Annotated in this window: 10 protein-coding genes; 1 reads left to right on the top strand and 9 read right to left on the bottom strand. The window is 31.0% G+C overall.

Annotated elements, in window-relative coordinates; translation table 11 throughout:
• Positions 1 to 59: 59 nt before the first annotated feature.
• Positions 60 to 2,486 (top strand): phenylalanine--tRNA ligase subunit beta, encoded by a 2,427-nt coding sequence (gene pheT, locus BMY86_RS01980; protein WP_091464487.1) that lies wholly within the window; start codon positions 60 to 62, stop codon positions 2,484 to 2,486.
• Between the two features lie 101 nt (positions 2,487 to 2,587).
• Here pheT and BMY86_RS01975 read toward each other — a convergent pair whose 3' ends face one another.
• The 9 genes from BMY86_RS01975 to BMY86_RS01930 form a co-directional block, all read right to left on the bottom strand.
• On the bottom strand, positions 2,588 to 3,148 hold the full coding sequence (locus BMY86_RS01975) for a fasciclin domain-containing protein (RefSeq protein ID WP_091465573.1): 561 nt from the start codon (positions 3,146 to 3,148) through the stop codon (positions 2,588 to 2,590).
• Between the two features lie 120 nt (positions 3,149 to 3,268).
• Positions 3,269 to 5,233 carry a T9SS type A sorting domain-containing protein gene (locus BMY86_RS01970; RefSeq protein WP_091464484.1) on the bottom strand — a complete coding sequence of 655 codons (1,965 nt, stop codon included), beginning with the start codon at positions 5,231 to 5,233 and terminating at the stop codon, positions 3,269 to 3,271.
• Between the two features lie 176 nt (positions 5,234 to 5,409).
• A complete protein-coding gene (gene rpsA, locus BMY86_RS01965) occupies positions 5,410 to 7,185 on the bottom strand; it encodes a 30S ribosomal protein S1 (protein ID WP_091464480.1) in 1,776 nt (591 codons plus the stop codon).
• Between the two features lie 722 nt (positions 7,186 to 7,907).
• On the bottom strand, positions 7,908 to 8,603 hold the full coding sequence (gene cmk, locus BMY86_RS01955) for a (d)CMP kinase (protein ID WP_091464473.1): 696 nt from the start codon (positions 8,601 to 8,603) through the stop codon (positions 7,908 to 7,910).
• Between the two features lie 99 nt (positions 8,604 to 8,702).
• Positions 8,703 to 9,719, bottom strand: a complete 1,017-nt coding sequence (gene porQ, locus BMY86_RS01950; protein WP_091464470.1) for a type IX secretion system protein PorQ — start codon at positions 9,717 to 9,719, stop codon at positions 8,703 to 8,705.
• A 63-nt stretch (positions 9,720 to 9,782) separates the two neighbouring features.
• On the bottom strand, positions 9,783 to 10,307 hold the full coding sequence (msrB, locus tag BMY86_RS01945; protein WP_091465570.1) for a peptide-methionine (R)-S-oxide reductase MsrB: 525 nt from the start codon (positions 10,305 to 10,307) through the stop codon (positions 9,783 to 9,785).
• Positions 10,308 to 10,538: 231 nt separating this feature from the next.
• Entirely contained in the window at positions 10,539 to 11,492 is a 954-nt protein-coding gene (locus BMY86_RS01940) for a transketolase family protein (protein WP_091464467.1), read from the bottom strand.
• A gap of 22 nt (positions 11,493 to 11,514) precedes the next feature.
• Positions 11,515 to 12,363 (bottom strand): transketolase, encoded by an 849-nt coding sequence (locus BMY86_RS01935; protein ID WP_091464464.1) that lies wholly within the window; start codon positions 12,361 to 12,363, stop codon positions 11,515 to 11,517.
• 56 nt (positions 12,364 to 12,419) lie between these two features.
• Positions 12,420 to 13,283 carry an alpha/beta hydrolase family protein gene (locus BMY86_RS01930; protein WP_091464458.1) on the bottom strand — a complete coding sequence of 288 codons (864 nt, stop codon included), beginning with the start codon at positions 13,281 to 13,283 and terminating at the stop codon, positions 12,420 to 12,422.
• Between the last annotated feature and the right edge of the window lie 12 nt (positions 13,284 to 13,295).

The raw sequence follows: 13,295 nt of genomic DNA, 5'->3' as shown, positions 1-13,295 counted from the left end.
AATTACTTTAAAATTATATTCAAATAGTTATCTTTGCATTCTTATAAAAAAATTTTAAAATGCGTATTTCTTACAATTGGTTAAAACAATTTATTAAAATCGACTGGAAATCAGATGAAATTTCATCATTACTAACAGATTTAGGTTTAGAAGTTGAAGCTGTAGATAATTTTGAAAGTGTTAAAGGTGGACTACAAGGTATTGTTGTTGGACATGTTTTAACATGTGAAAAGCATCCAGATGCCGACAAATTAAAAATTACTACTGTTGATTTAGGTGATGGAACTCCTGTTCAAATTGTTTGTGGAGCAAGTAATGTTGCTGCCGGACAAAAAGTTCCTGTAGCTACAATTGGTACGAAACTTTTTGATAAAGAAGGAAATAGTTTTGAAATTAAAAAAGGAAAAATCCGCGGACAAGAAAGTTTCGGAATGATTTGCGCTGAAGACGAAATTGGTTTAGGCGATAGTCATGATGGAATTATGGTTTTAGCAGATGATTTAAAACCAGGAACTCCAGCCAGTAAAGTATTCAACATTGAAGTGGATGAAGTATTTGAAATTGGTTTAACGCCAAACCGTGCAGATGCTATGAGTCATTTAGGTGTAGCTCGTGATTTAAAAGCAGGATTGAGTCAGACTAATGTTCATACAGAATTCATCACACCTTCTGTAAGTAAATTTAAAGTTGACAAAAGAACATTAAAAATTGACGTTAATGTTGTTGATAATAAATTAGCACCACGCTATGCAGGAGTTACAATTTCTGGAGTTACTGTAAAACCTTCACCGGCTTGGTTACAAAACCGATTAAAATCAATTGGATTAGCTCCAAAAAACAATATTGTTGATGTTACTAATTATGTGTTACACGAATTAGGTCAGCCGTTACATGCTTTTGATGCAAATAAAATTAAAGGAAATAAAGTAATTGTAAAAACAGTTGCTGCTGGAACTAAATTTACCACTTTAGATAATATAGAAAGAGAACTTCACGAAGAAGATTTAATGATTTGTGACGAAAGCGGACCAATGTGTATTGCTGGAGTATTTGGTGGAGCCAATTCTGGAGTTACAGAAACAACTACAAATATTTTCTTAGAAAGTGCATATTTCAATCCGGTTTCAATTAGAAAAACAGCCAAACGTCATACTCTTTCTACAGATGCTTCTTTTAGATTTGAAAGAGGAATTGATCCGGAAATTACTGTTTACGCTTTAAAACGTGCAGCATTATTAATTCAAGAAGTGGCTGGTGGTGAAATCACTTCTGACATTGTTGATATTTATCCAAAGAAAATTGAAGATTTTCAAGTATTCTTAACTTTCGATAAAATCAATAAACTTATTGGTGAAGAATTGAAAAAAGAAACTATCAAAAATATTTTAGCTTCTTTAGACATTAAAGTAAATAGTATTACCGATAACGGATTAGGATTAGTTATTCCTTCTTACCGAGTGGACGTTCAAAGAGAAGTGGATGTTATTGAAGAAATTTTACGTGTTTATGGATATAACAACATTAAAATTCCAAGTAAAATTAATGCTTCCGTTTCTAATTCATCAAGAACAGAAGAATTTAAAGTACAAAACATCATTGCAAATCAATTATGTTCAGTAGGTTTCCATGAAATGATGGCAAACTCTTTAACAACTTCAAGTTATATTGAATTATCTGAACAAGTTAAAGCTGAAGAAACGGTTTCAATGTTAAATCCGTTAAGTAGTGATTTATCTGTAATGAGACAATCGATGTTGTTCTCTGCATTAGAAGCAATATCATATAACATCAATAGAAAAAATGCCGATTTAAAATTATTTGAATTCGGAAAAACATATCATAAAATTGAAAGTGCTTACACAGAGAAAAAGCATTTAACCATCAGTATGACAGGTAATGCAACTTCTGAAAATTGGAATGTTGCTCAAAAACCAAGCGATTTCTTTTTATTCAAAGGTTATGTAATGACTATTTTGTCTAAATTGAATATCGATTCAAAAGTGAAAACAGTTCCTGTTACGCATGATGTGTTTAATGAAGGAATTGCATTTACAATTGGAAATGAAATCGTAGCAGAATTTGGAACAGTTAAAAAATCAATTTTAAAACATTTTGATATAAAACAAGATGTTTTCTTTGCAGATTTAAATTGGAATGCGATTCAGAAATATGTTTCAAATAAAATCAAGTTAACTGAAATTCCTAAATTCCCAGAAGTAAGAAGAGATTTAGCTTTATTAGTAAACAGCTCAGTAACTTTTGAAGAATTATTTGCAGTTGCAAAACAAACTGAAAAATCATTATTGAAAAATATCAATTTATTTGATGTATACGAAGGGAAAAATCTTCCTGAAGGAAAGAAATCGTATGCGTTGAGTTTTATTCTTCAAGATACATCTAAAACATTAACCGATGTACAAATTGATAAAATCATGAAAAACTTACAAACTAATTTCGAAAATAAATTAGAAGCTGTTTTAAGATAATTAATAAACCTAACAGATTTTTGAAACCTGTCAGGCATTTAAAAACCAAATCCCATTTTTAAAATTTAAAAATGGGATTTTTTGTAACTAAAAACTAAAAATTATGATTTTGGTGTAACAACTGAATCAATTACATGAATCACTCCATTTGATTGATTTACATCTGCTATTGTTACTTTTGCAGAATTTCCATTTTCATCAGTTAAATATATATCGTTTCCTTTCATCCAAGCGGTTAGTTTTCCTCCACTTACCGTATTCAAAACTGCTTTTCCATTTCCTTTTTTAATTGCTGCCATTAAATCTTTTGCGTTCATTTTACCAGCAACTACATGGTAGGTTAAAATAGTTTGCAATAATTTTTTGTTTTCTGGTTTTAGTAAAGTTTCCACTGTTCCTGAAGGTAGTTTTTCAAAAGCAGCGTTTGTTGGAGCAAAAACGGTGAATGGGCCTTTAGACATTAATACATCTACTAATTCTGCTGCTTTTACAGCTGCCACTAAAGTAGTGTGGTCTTTTGAATTTACTGCATTTTCAACAATGTTTTTTGAAGGATACATAGGTGCTCCACCTACTTCTACTGTTTTCTCGTTTTGTGCTAAAGCAGTGATACTTGTAAATAATGCAAAAGCAACTACTGATAAGATTTTTTTCGTTTTCATGTTTAATAATTTAAGTTTATACATACATGTACGAAAAAAGAAAAAGCTTGGTTTTAAAAAGGTAAAAAAAAATCCCAATCATTGCTGATTGGGATTTTATTATAAAGTATTAATTAAAGTCTATTCCTTAATAAATTGACTTGTTGAATAACCTTCATTGGTATTTATTTTAATAAAATAATTGCCCGTTTTTAAATTCGAAACATCAACTTTCAAAGCATTTCCTGTTTGAACAGTCACCAATTGTCCGATTGTATTATAAATTTGAATCGAGTGAATTTCTATTGCTGATTTCAAGTTAATATTCAATTCATTTGTAGTTGGATTTGGATACAAACTAATATAGTTTGAAAATTCAAAACTCGGATTACTTAATGCAGCAATTGTTGTCGTTGCAGTGTTTGTGATTATTGGAAAATTATAATCGAAATAAATATTTGCCAAATTACTAAATGTATCTCCAAGCACTAAACTTGGTAGCGTTTTAATTTTAAAAGCAATATAACCATCGTTATTGGCATCATCAAAAGGCAAATTGATATTTTCAAAAATGAACTCTACTTTATTACCAGAAATTTTCGTAACATAATTATGACTCGCATGTAATGGCACTAAACTCGAAACATTAAACTTAGCGGTATCAATCATATCTTTAACCACAATGTTTTCGGCAGGGAAAGTTCCCGTATTTTCGAATCGAATCATGTAATGTACATATCCACCTACTCTATCTGGACTTATAGTTGTCCCTTGCAAACAGGTTTTATCATTTGGGTCATATGAATTCACAACCGTTTGGTTTAAAGTAAATACATTATCACATCGAGATTGAAGCCAATCATTACATGGAACTTCATCAGGTGAAGTTATTGTAGTTATTAAATTTAAAACATCATTTCCATTAACTGCTGGAGTTTCTATTGGAGAATTTAAATTCAATACAACATTTATAGTTCTTGTTTCTAAAGGCAGAAGATTAACATAATTCCAATTCAAATTATTTAAAGTTTGATTAGAATTTATAACACTTGACGAAACAAAATCTAAAATAGCATCATTGAATTGTAGGTTAACAGTTCCGTTTTCTGTTTGATTTCCTTTGTTTCTATAAATAATTTGATAATAACAATCAAAACCTGGTCTGGCAACACTTGTTGGAATTATTGAAACTTCTACATCATGGACAACTCCATTTGGCGTAATACAAAAGTTTTGTGTAAACGGACTAGCTTGTGTAGGAAAATTAACCAAAACATTTGCTGGAGACACATTAAAATAATTTGGATTTTCTAAAATTGGTGTTACTGTATGTGATCCTGATTGCACATGAATGGAATGAACTCCTGTATTATTTGAAATCAACTGTCCAGTCGATGTTCCATTATTAATTGAATATTTAAGATTAGGTATAAAACCATCATTATTATCACAACCATCATTTTCATTGTCAAATTTATTATTTCCCTGAACAACATATAATATACCTCCAGGTTCAAATGTGCAGTAAGAATTTATATTGCAATTAGTGTAACCATATTCCGATACTCTTTGAGCAATATATGGAGTCTCATTTAAATCACAACATACATATTTTAAATTAGGATTGTAATTAAAATAAACAACCTCATCTCTTCCATTTTTAACATTTAAAATTTTCAAAAGGTTATTACTCATGCAATCAAAATCCAAAAGACTGATTAATGGTGAAACATCTAATGTAGTAAATTGATTGTTGAAAAGATATAAGTACTTTAGATTAATTAATCCTTGACAATCAAAAGTGTTTAAAAAATTATTTCCAGCATATAAATATTTTAAATTAATAAAATTATTAATTCCTACAATTGAGTATATGTTTGAAGATGTTAAATCTAAATAATAAACTAAGAGCGCTTCATTAGCTTGAATTTCATTATCATTATTTAAATCAACAATAATATTATTAAGATTAATATCCTTTGCTATTCCATTGGACAAATTGGAAGTCAACAATTTCGACTTAAAATTAGCATCAGGAATAGAAATAATTTGAGCTTTTCCAATAAAGCCCAAAAGCAAGAATACAAGTAAGTAGTAGTTTTTCATTGTTGTGTTTTTATCAAGATGCTAAAATAACAAAAAGGTTGCTTCAATATTGTATTATTTTTATTACTTTTTCAAACTACAAATTATAAAATTGTTATAAAAAAAAATCCCAATCATTGCTGATTGGGATTTGTTATTTAGATACTGAAACAAGTTCAGTATGACAGAAAAAGAGATTACTCTCCTTTTTCCATTCTAGCTTTTAATTCAGCTAATGCATCGATATCACCTAAAGTTGATTTTTCAGCATTGTTTGAAGATGAAGCAACATTTGAAGATTCAGCTGCAGCAGCTTTGAAGTTTTTCTCTTCTTCTTCTCTAAATGTTGCAGTGTGAGAAGCTACAATTCTTTTGAATTCTTTATTGAACTCAATTACTTTGAAGTCAACTGCATCACCTTTTTTCAATTTTTTACCATCTTCTTTTTCTAAGTGACGTGTAGGAACAAATCCTTGTACGTTATCTCCGAAATCAACAGTTGCACCTTTGTCAACCATTTCTAAGATAGTTCCATTGTGAACTGAACCAACTGCATAAGCTGCTTCATGTTTGTCCCATGGGTTATCAGTAGTTTGTTTGTGACCTAAAGATAATTTTCTACCTTCAACGTCTAATTCTAAAACAACTACGTCTAATTTATCACCTACATTTACAAATTCAGATGGGTGTTTGATTTTCTTAGTCCAAGATAAATCAGAAATGTATACTAATCCGTCGATTCCTTCTTCTAACTCAACGAAAATTCCGAAGTTAGTAAAGTTTCTAACGATTCCAGTATGTTTAGATCCAACAGGGAATTTTTCAGTAATTCCAGTCCATGGATCTTGAGTCATTTGCTTAATACCTAAAGACATTTTTCTATCGTCTCTATCTAAAGTTAAGATAACTGCTTCAACAGTATCACCAACTTTAACGAAATCTTGAGCACTTCTTAAGTGAGTTGACCAAGACATTTCAGAAACGTGAATTAATCCTTCTACTCCTTCCGCTACTTCAATGAAAGCACCGTAATCAGCTAAAACAACTACTTTACCTTTTACTTTATCACCAACTTTTAAATCAGCTGCTAAAGCATCCCATGGGTGAGCGTTTAATTGTTTTAAACCTAATTGAATTCTTGTTTTCTCATCATCGAAATCTAAGATAACAACATTTAATTTTTGGTCTAATTCTAAAACTTCACTTGGGTGGTTGATACGAGACCAAGATAAATCAGTAATGTGGATTAATCCATCTACACCACCTAAGTCAATGAATACACCGTAAGAAGTAATGTTTTTAACAACACCTTCTAATACTTGTCCTTTTTCTAATTGACCAATGATTTCTTTTTTCTGAACCTCGATATCAGCTTCGATTAATGCTTTATGAGAAACTACTACGTTTTTGAACTCATGGTTGATTTTCACAACTTTGAACTCCATAGTTTTGTTTACATATTGATCGTAATCACGGATAGGTTTAACATCAATTTGAGAACCTGGTAAGAATGCTTCAATACCAAATACATCAACGATCATACCACCTTTAGTTCTGCATTTTACGAAACCATTAACGATTTCTCCAGACTCATTAGCAGCAATAACTCTATCCCATGCTTTGATTGTTCTTGCTTTTTTGTGAGATAATACTAATTGACCTGTTTTGTCCTCACGAACGTCGATTAATACTTCTACTTTGTCACCCACTTTTAAAGCTGGGTTGTAACGGAATTCATTTAAAGAAATAGCTCCTTCAGATTTAGCGTTAATATCAACGATAACATCTCTGTCAGTGATTCTAACTACTACACCTTCTACAACTTCCTCATCTCCTGTAGAAATGAAAGTTTTAGTTACTAAATCTTCAAATTCTTGAAGATTTTTTGCATCAATTGCATCAATTCCTTCTGCATAATTATGCCAGTTAAAATCTGCTAAAAATGCTTGTTGATCTTTGTTTAATTCAGACATGCTGATAAAAATTTGTATGCTGTGTTTGTTTTAGTTTTATATATGCAGATTAAAACACAACAGTGATTTATGTAAATATTTGATTACCAATTGAAAACTATACTCTGCCAAAAGGTGCGCAAAGATACGAATTTTTTATAAATTACAAATGTTTTGTGGTAAAAAATGCTTGAAGATTGAAGATGGAAGTGGGAAGAATTATTATTTAAAAATATTGTTTAGTTAATTCACCAATATAAACACATACAACTAATGGAAAAAAAACTATAAAAAACTGAATTAAAAATTCTTTCCAGGTAGAATTTTTTGATTCAATATCGTTACTGTATTTTTGATAAAAGTATAAATCTCTTTTAAATATAAATTCCAAATATTATTTAAAATCTTAAACAATATTAAAAAAAGCAATGGCGCAAAACCAACAAATCTCAAATGTTTGTTTTTTTGAATTTCAAAATCTTCCCACATTAAAATGGAGATAATTATTAAAATTAATGCAGAAATAACAGCTCTATTATAATATTTTGATGTTCTCAAATATTTAATAAGTTTCACATGAATCAATCCAGGAATAAATACAAAAAACACACAAATAAATGTAAAAACTAAAACAGACATATAAATTGAAATAAAAAAAGAAGATGAAATCAAAGATTCAACGAAGTTAAACAAGTTCAGTTAGACAAATTCGAAAAAAAATCCCAACTCCCAACTCCCAACTCCTAACTCCTAACTTCTAACTTCTCACTTACCATTTCCATTACCAATTCAAATTGTTCTTTTTTAGTCATGTGTGAATTGTCAATTTCAATAGCGTCGTCAGCTTTTACAAGCGGCGAATCGTCTCTGTGGGTGTCAATATAATCGCGTTCTTGAACGTTTTGCAATACTTCTTCAAAAGTTACATGTTGTCCTTTTTCTACTAATTCATCAAAACGACGTTGTGCTTTAGTTTCTGTACTAGCTGTCATGAATAATTTCAATTCTGCATCTGGAAAAACAACGGTTCCAATATCTCGACCATCCATTACAATACCTTTATTTTTACCCATCGCTTGTTGTTGTTCTACTAATTTGGCACGAACTTCCGATATTTCAGCAACTTTACTAACCAATCGAGAAACTTCAATGGTTCGAATAGCAATTTCAATATTTTCTTCATTCAAATACATTTCTGCAAATTCAGCTTCTTCATTAAAATGAAATTGTAAAGTAATATTAGGCAACTCCTTAATTAAACCTTCTGAATCTAAATGATTTTCCGAAACAAAATTATGTCTCATAGCAAAATAAGTCACCGCGCGATACATAGCACCAGTATCTACATAAATATAACCTAATTCTTTAGCAATTTGTTTTGCTAGAGTACTTTTACCTGTTGACGAAAAACCGTCTATTGCGATAGTAATTTTTTTCATGAAATGTAATTTTGACAGATTAGAATCAAAGTCGCAAAGTTATTAAATTTATTTTGTGATTTTTCGTCTAATTTTTGTGCAGCTCTGCGGAATCAAATTTTAATCCAAATTAATCATTAAGCCGAAAATACTTGAATTAGCTGCAACTGTGTAACGCGAATGAGAGAAATCGAATCGTACTTTATTAAAACGAATACTAAATCCGGCTGCAATTCCTGAAAAATTTCTTTGATCAATAATATTCAATTCTTGTCCTCTTCTGAAATTATAACCCAATCGAATATTAAAGGCTTTTTCTGGAAACAACTCTGCTCCCATTATAACGTGACGTAAGGCATTATTAAAAAAAGATACTTTTTCTTCTTCAGACGTTCCATCTAAACTTCCTTGTGCTCTATTTGGGTTGGAAAAAGCAATATTCCATTGTTGTAAATTTTCGAAGGTAACATGCCAACGAATCGGCACATTTTCCATTAATTGAGATACTCCAGCAGTAATTTCTAATGGTAATTTTTCTCTAGTAGTTTCGTAAGGTTTTAATTGATATCCCAAATTTCTAATCGACAAACCCCAATTGATATCATTAGCTTCATCAACATATAATAAACCTAAATCGGTTGCAATTCCGAAAGAATTATATGACTCTAAAGCCGAAGTAATAAATTTCACATTGGCTCCAGCATAAATGTTAGTCCAAGGAATATTATACGAATATCCGAAAGATAAAGCACCTTCACTTCCTGTAAAACTATTGGTTTGGTTCCCCATTTCATCGTATCCATCGAAATTTCCATAGTTTACATAATTGGCTCCTACATGAAAAGTTTGCACATGTCGGTCCCAAGTATAGGCATAAGCAGCCGTTCCGTAGGTTACTTCACCAAAATAGCTACTATAATTAGAAGACAATTGATTGTGCATTTTCGGATTAATAGTAGCTGGATTATAAAAGGCCTGATTTACATCATAATCTACAATAGTAACTGTTTTACCACCCATTGCAGCTTGACGAGGAGATTGCGTTAAATTTAAAAATTGATATACCGATTGACCTCCAAGCTGAGCATAGGAAGCACAAGTAAAAAGAATAAAAATCGGTAAAAATTTTCTTAGCATTTTTTAAAATATTCCATAATAACGGAATTGCGAAGATAAAATTATAAATTCGATTAAGAAAATTTACTTTTGAGGAATAAACTTAATCGAAATTGAATTCGTACAATAACGCATTCCTGTTGTTGCTTTCGGACCGTCATCAAAAACGTGACCTAAATGTCCGCCACATTTCGCACACATTACTTCGGTACGAATCATGCCATAAGAAGTATCTTTATGATAAATAGTTGAACCTTTTATTGCTTCATCAAAAGAAGGCCAACCACAATGTGAATCAAATTTTGTATCAGAAGTAAATAATGGATTTTCACAAGCTGCACAAACATACATTCCTTTTTCAAAATGCTTATCGTATTCACCTGTAAAAGGTCTTTCAGTTCCTTTTTCTCTTAACACTGCATATTCTTCTGGCGAAAGTTGTGCTTTCCACTCAGCTTCTGTTTTTACAACTTCAAATTTCATAGTATCTTTTTTTACTTCTTTATTAGTAATTTCTTTAACGGGTTCTTTTGCTTTTTCTGTAGTTGAATTTTGACCTTGACAAGATACAAAACTTAATATTAAAAGCACATATACAATACGTTTCATAATAATAGAATTAATCATTTTATAAAATTACGTAAAACAACTTATTTTGGATTTATTGTTGGTAAAACTTTAACGAATGTTTTTCATAAAAAAACCACCAATAACAAATGTTATTCGTGGTTTTGATTATTAAATATATTTAAAACTATTCTCGATACATTCCGATTCATATTTCATCGAAACACTCGACTCGAGGCTCAGCCGAACAGAGCGAAGCTAATTGACGTTTTATTATTTTCTTGCGATAACTTTCTTCGCTTTTTCAACAATAGATTTAGCATTTAAACCATACTTCTCCATTAATTGTTCTGGCGTTCCACTTTCTCCAAACGTATCATTTGTAGCAACAAATTCTTGTGGAGCTGGAGCATTTAAACTTAACGTTCTTGCAACGCTTTCTCCTAAACCTCCTAAGAAATTATGCTCTTCAGCAGTTACTACACAACCTGTTTTTGCAACCGATTTTAAAATCGCTTCTTCATCTAAAGGCTTAATAGTATGAATATTGATAACTTCAGCAGAAATACCTTGGTTTTCTAATTCTTCAGCAGCTTGTAACGCTTCCCAAACTAAATGACCTGTTGCAATAATAGTTACATCAGTTCCTTCGTTTAACATAATCGCTTTTCCGATTACAAATGGCTCATCAGCTGGCGTAAAGTTAGGCACAACCGGGCGACCAAAACGTAAATAAGCCGGACCATGATGATCTGCTAATGCTAAAGTTGCTGCTTTTGTTTGATTGTAATCACAAGTGTTGATTACTGTCATACCCGGCAACATTTTCATTAAACCGATATCCTCTAAAATTTGGTGCGTTGCTCCATCTTCTCCTAATGTTAATCCTGCGTGAGAAGCACAAATTTTTACATTCTTATCAGAATAAGCAACTGACTGACGGATTTGATCGTAAACTCTTCCAGTAGAAAAGTTAGCGAAAGTTCCTGTGAAAGGAATTTTTCCACCAATAGTTAATCCTGCAGCAATTCCAATCATGTTTGCTTCAGCAATTCCGATTTGGAAAAAACGTTCTGGGTGATTTTTTTTGAAATCGTCAAACTTTAACGAACCAATTAAATCCGCACAAAGTGCAACAACATTTTCATTTTTTTGTCCTAATTCGGTCATTCCTGCTCCGAATCCTGAACGTGTATCTTTACTTCCTTGATTTTCGTATTTTTTCATAATAATGTCTTAACTCTAAAAATTAATAATCTCCTAAAGTTGCAGGATTTTGGTTTAACGCATTTTCTAATTGCTCATTACTTGGTGCTTTACCATGCCAAGCGTGTGTGTGCATCATGAAATCTACTCCGTTACCCATTTCTGTGTGTAATAATACACAAACAGGTTTTCCTTTTCCAGTACGAGATTTTGCATCTGCCATTCCATTAATAATAGCTTCAACATTATTTCCTTCTGTAATTTCTAAAACATCCCAATCAAAAGCTTCAAATTTAGCTTTAACATTACCCATGTTTAAAACGTCTTTTGTAGAACCATCAATTTGTTGACCGTTTAAATCGACAACAGCAATTAAATTATCTACATTTTTAGCAGAACCATACATAATTGCTTCCCAATTTTGCCCTTCTTGTAATTCTCCATCACCAGTTAAAACAAAAACTAAATTTGGATCATTGTTTATTTTTTTTGCTTGTGCTGCACCTAAAGCAACCGACAAACCTTGACCTAATGAACCAGACGCCATACGTACACCTTCTAAACCTTCATGAGTTGTAGGGTGACCTTGTAAACGAGAATTTAATTTACGGAAAGTTGCTAATTCAGAAACTGAAAAATAACCGCTTCTAGCTAAAACGCTATAAAAAACTGGAGAAATATGTCCGTTTGATAAAAAGAAAACATCTTCATTAATTCCATTCATGTCAAATCCTGGATTTCTTTTCATCACATGTTGATAAAGAACCACTAAGAATTCCGCACAGCCTAAAGAACCACCTGGGTGACCTGAATTTACTGCATGAACCATTCTTAAAATGTCTCTTCGAACTTGTTGTGTAAATTGTTCTAAATTAGAAATTTGTTGTGTCATTATTTAAAAATTTTTTGCAAAAATAAATTTTAAAATTTGTTTATACTAATCTGAATTTACTTTTTTATCAATAAGAATTCAATAATTTTATTTATTACCCCAGAATCACCTAAAATTTTACGATGTCCCAATTTATTTGTAATCATAATTTCTTTATTAATCAGATTATCAGCAAGATGATAGGCTTCCGAAACAGGAATGTCATCATCATCATTATCATGAACCACTAAAACAGGAATTTTAACATCCTTTGCAGCTACATAAGCAGAAAAACTTTCCATATCAAATTGGTATTTTTTTTCAAAGTTATTTTTCATGATAACCGCTACTTTATTGGGTAAACCGATTTTCTCAACAAAAGTATTTACGATATTTACCACACTATTTCCACTACCAATTACAACAGCTTTTTGTACTTGTAATCCCTTTTTAACCGCATTTAATATTGACATCCCTCCTAATGAATGTCCGATTGCAAATTCGAATGGACCATACAATTTTTCTACTTCTAAAATCGATTCGATAAACTCTAACATTAAAGTTGTTTTGGTTCCCGATTTTCCATGAGCAGGTGCATCGAAACTAATTGTTGAAAAGCCTTTTTCTTTAAAGGCATCAGCTATTTTAACTAATTGTGTTCCTCTACCCGACCAACCGTGTACTAAAAGTATTTTCTTATCGGAATTTCCATAACTATAAACAACAATCTCTTTATTTATTGATGGAACAAATAATTTTGTTTGCACAGATTCTTCTTCCATATGAAATTCACGTTTCGGAATTTTATGCTTTATTGGAGTTATAAATAACTTACGAGCAAATCGTTCGGCTAAAAAAGGAGAAATAAAATACAAAAACCGACCGGTTAACACAATAAATTTTGGGACTCTATCATCTATATTAGTAGATTTTTTTGCCATATAAAAATTTTT

Source organism: Flavobacterium urocaniciphilum, assembly GCF_900110615.1.
GTDB classification, from domain to species: Bacteria; Bacteroidota; Bacteroidia; order Flavobacteriales; family Flavobacteriaceae; genus Flavobacterium; species Flavobacterium urocaniciphilum.
The sequence above is the reverse complement of the archived record's forward strand: the minus strand, read 5'-3'. Positions and strand labels throughout refer to the sequence as shown.

Coding starts and splice junctions, on each gene's coding strand:
- pheT (WP_091464487.1), top strand. CDS start 60: ATGCGTATTTCTTACAATTGGTTAAAACAATTTATTAAAATCGACTGG.
- BMY86_RS01975 (WP_091465573.1), bottom strand. CDS start 3,148: ATGAAAACGAAAAAAATCTTATCAGTAGTTGCTTTTGCATTATTTACA.
- BMY86_RS01970 (WP_091464484.1), bottom strand. CDS start 5,233: ATGAAAAACTACTACTTACTTGTATTCTTGCTTTTGGGCTTTATTGGA.
- rpsA (WP_091464480.1), bottom strand. CDS start 7,185: ATGTCTGAATTAAACAAAGATCAACAAGCATTTTTAGCAGATTTTAAC.
- cmk (WP_091464473.1), bottom strand. CDS start 8,603: ATGAAAAAAATTACTATCGCAATAGACGGTTTTTCGTCAACAGGTAAA.
- porQ (WP_091464470.1), bottom strand. CDS start 9,719: ATGCTAAGAAAATTTTTACCGATTTTTATTCTTTTTACTTGTGCTTCC.
- msrB (WP_091465570.1), bottom strand. CDS start 10,307: ATGAAACGTATTGTATATGTGCTTTTAATATTAAGTTTTGTATCTTGT.
- BMY86_RS01940 (WP_091464467.1), bottom strand. CDS start 11,492: ATGAAAAAATACGAAAATCAAGGAAGTAAAGATACACGTTCAGGATTC.
- BMY86_RS01935 (WP_091464464.1), bottom strand. CDS start 12,363: ATGACACAACAAATTTCTAATTTAGAACAATTTACACAACAAGTTCGA.
- BMY86_RS01930 (WP_091464458.1), bottom strand. CDS start 13,283: ATGGCAAAAAAATCTACTAATATAGATGATAGAGTCCCAAAATTTATT.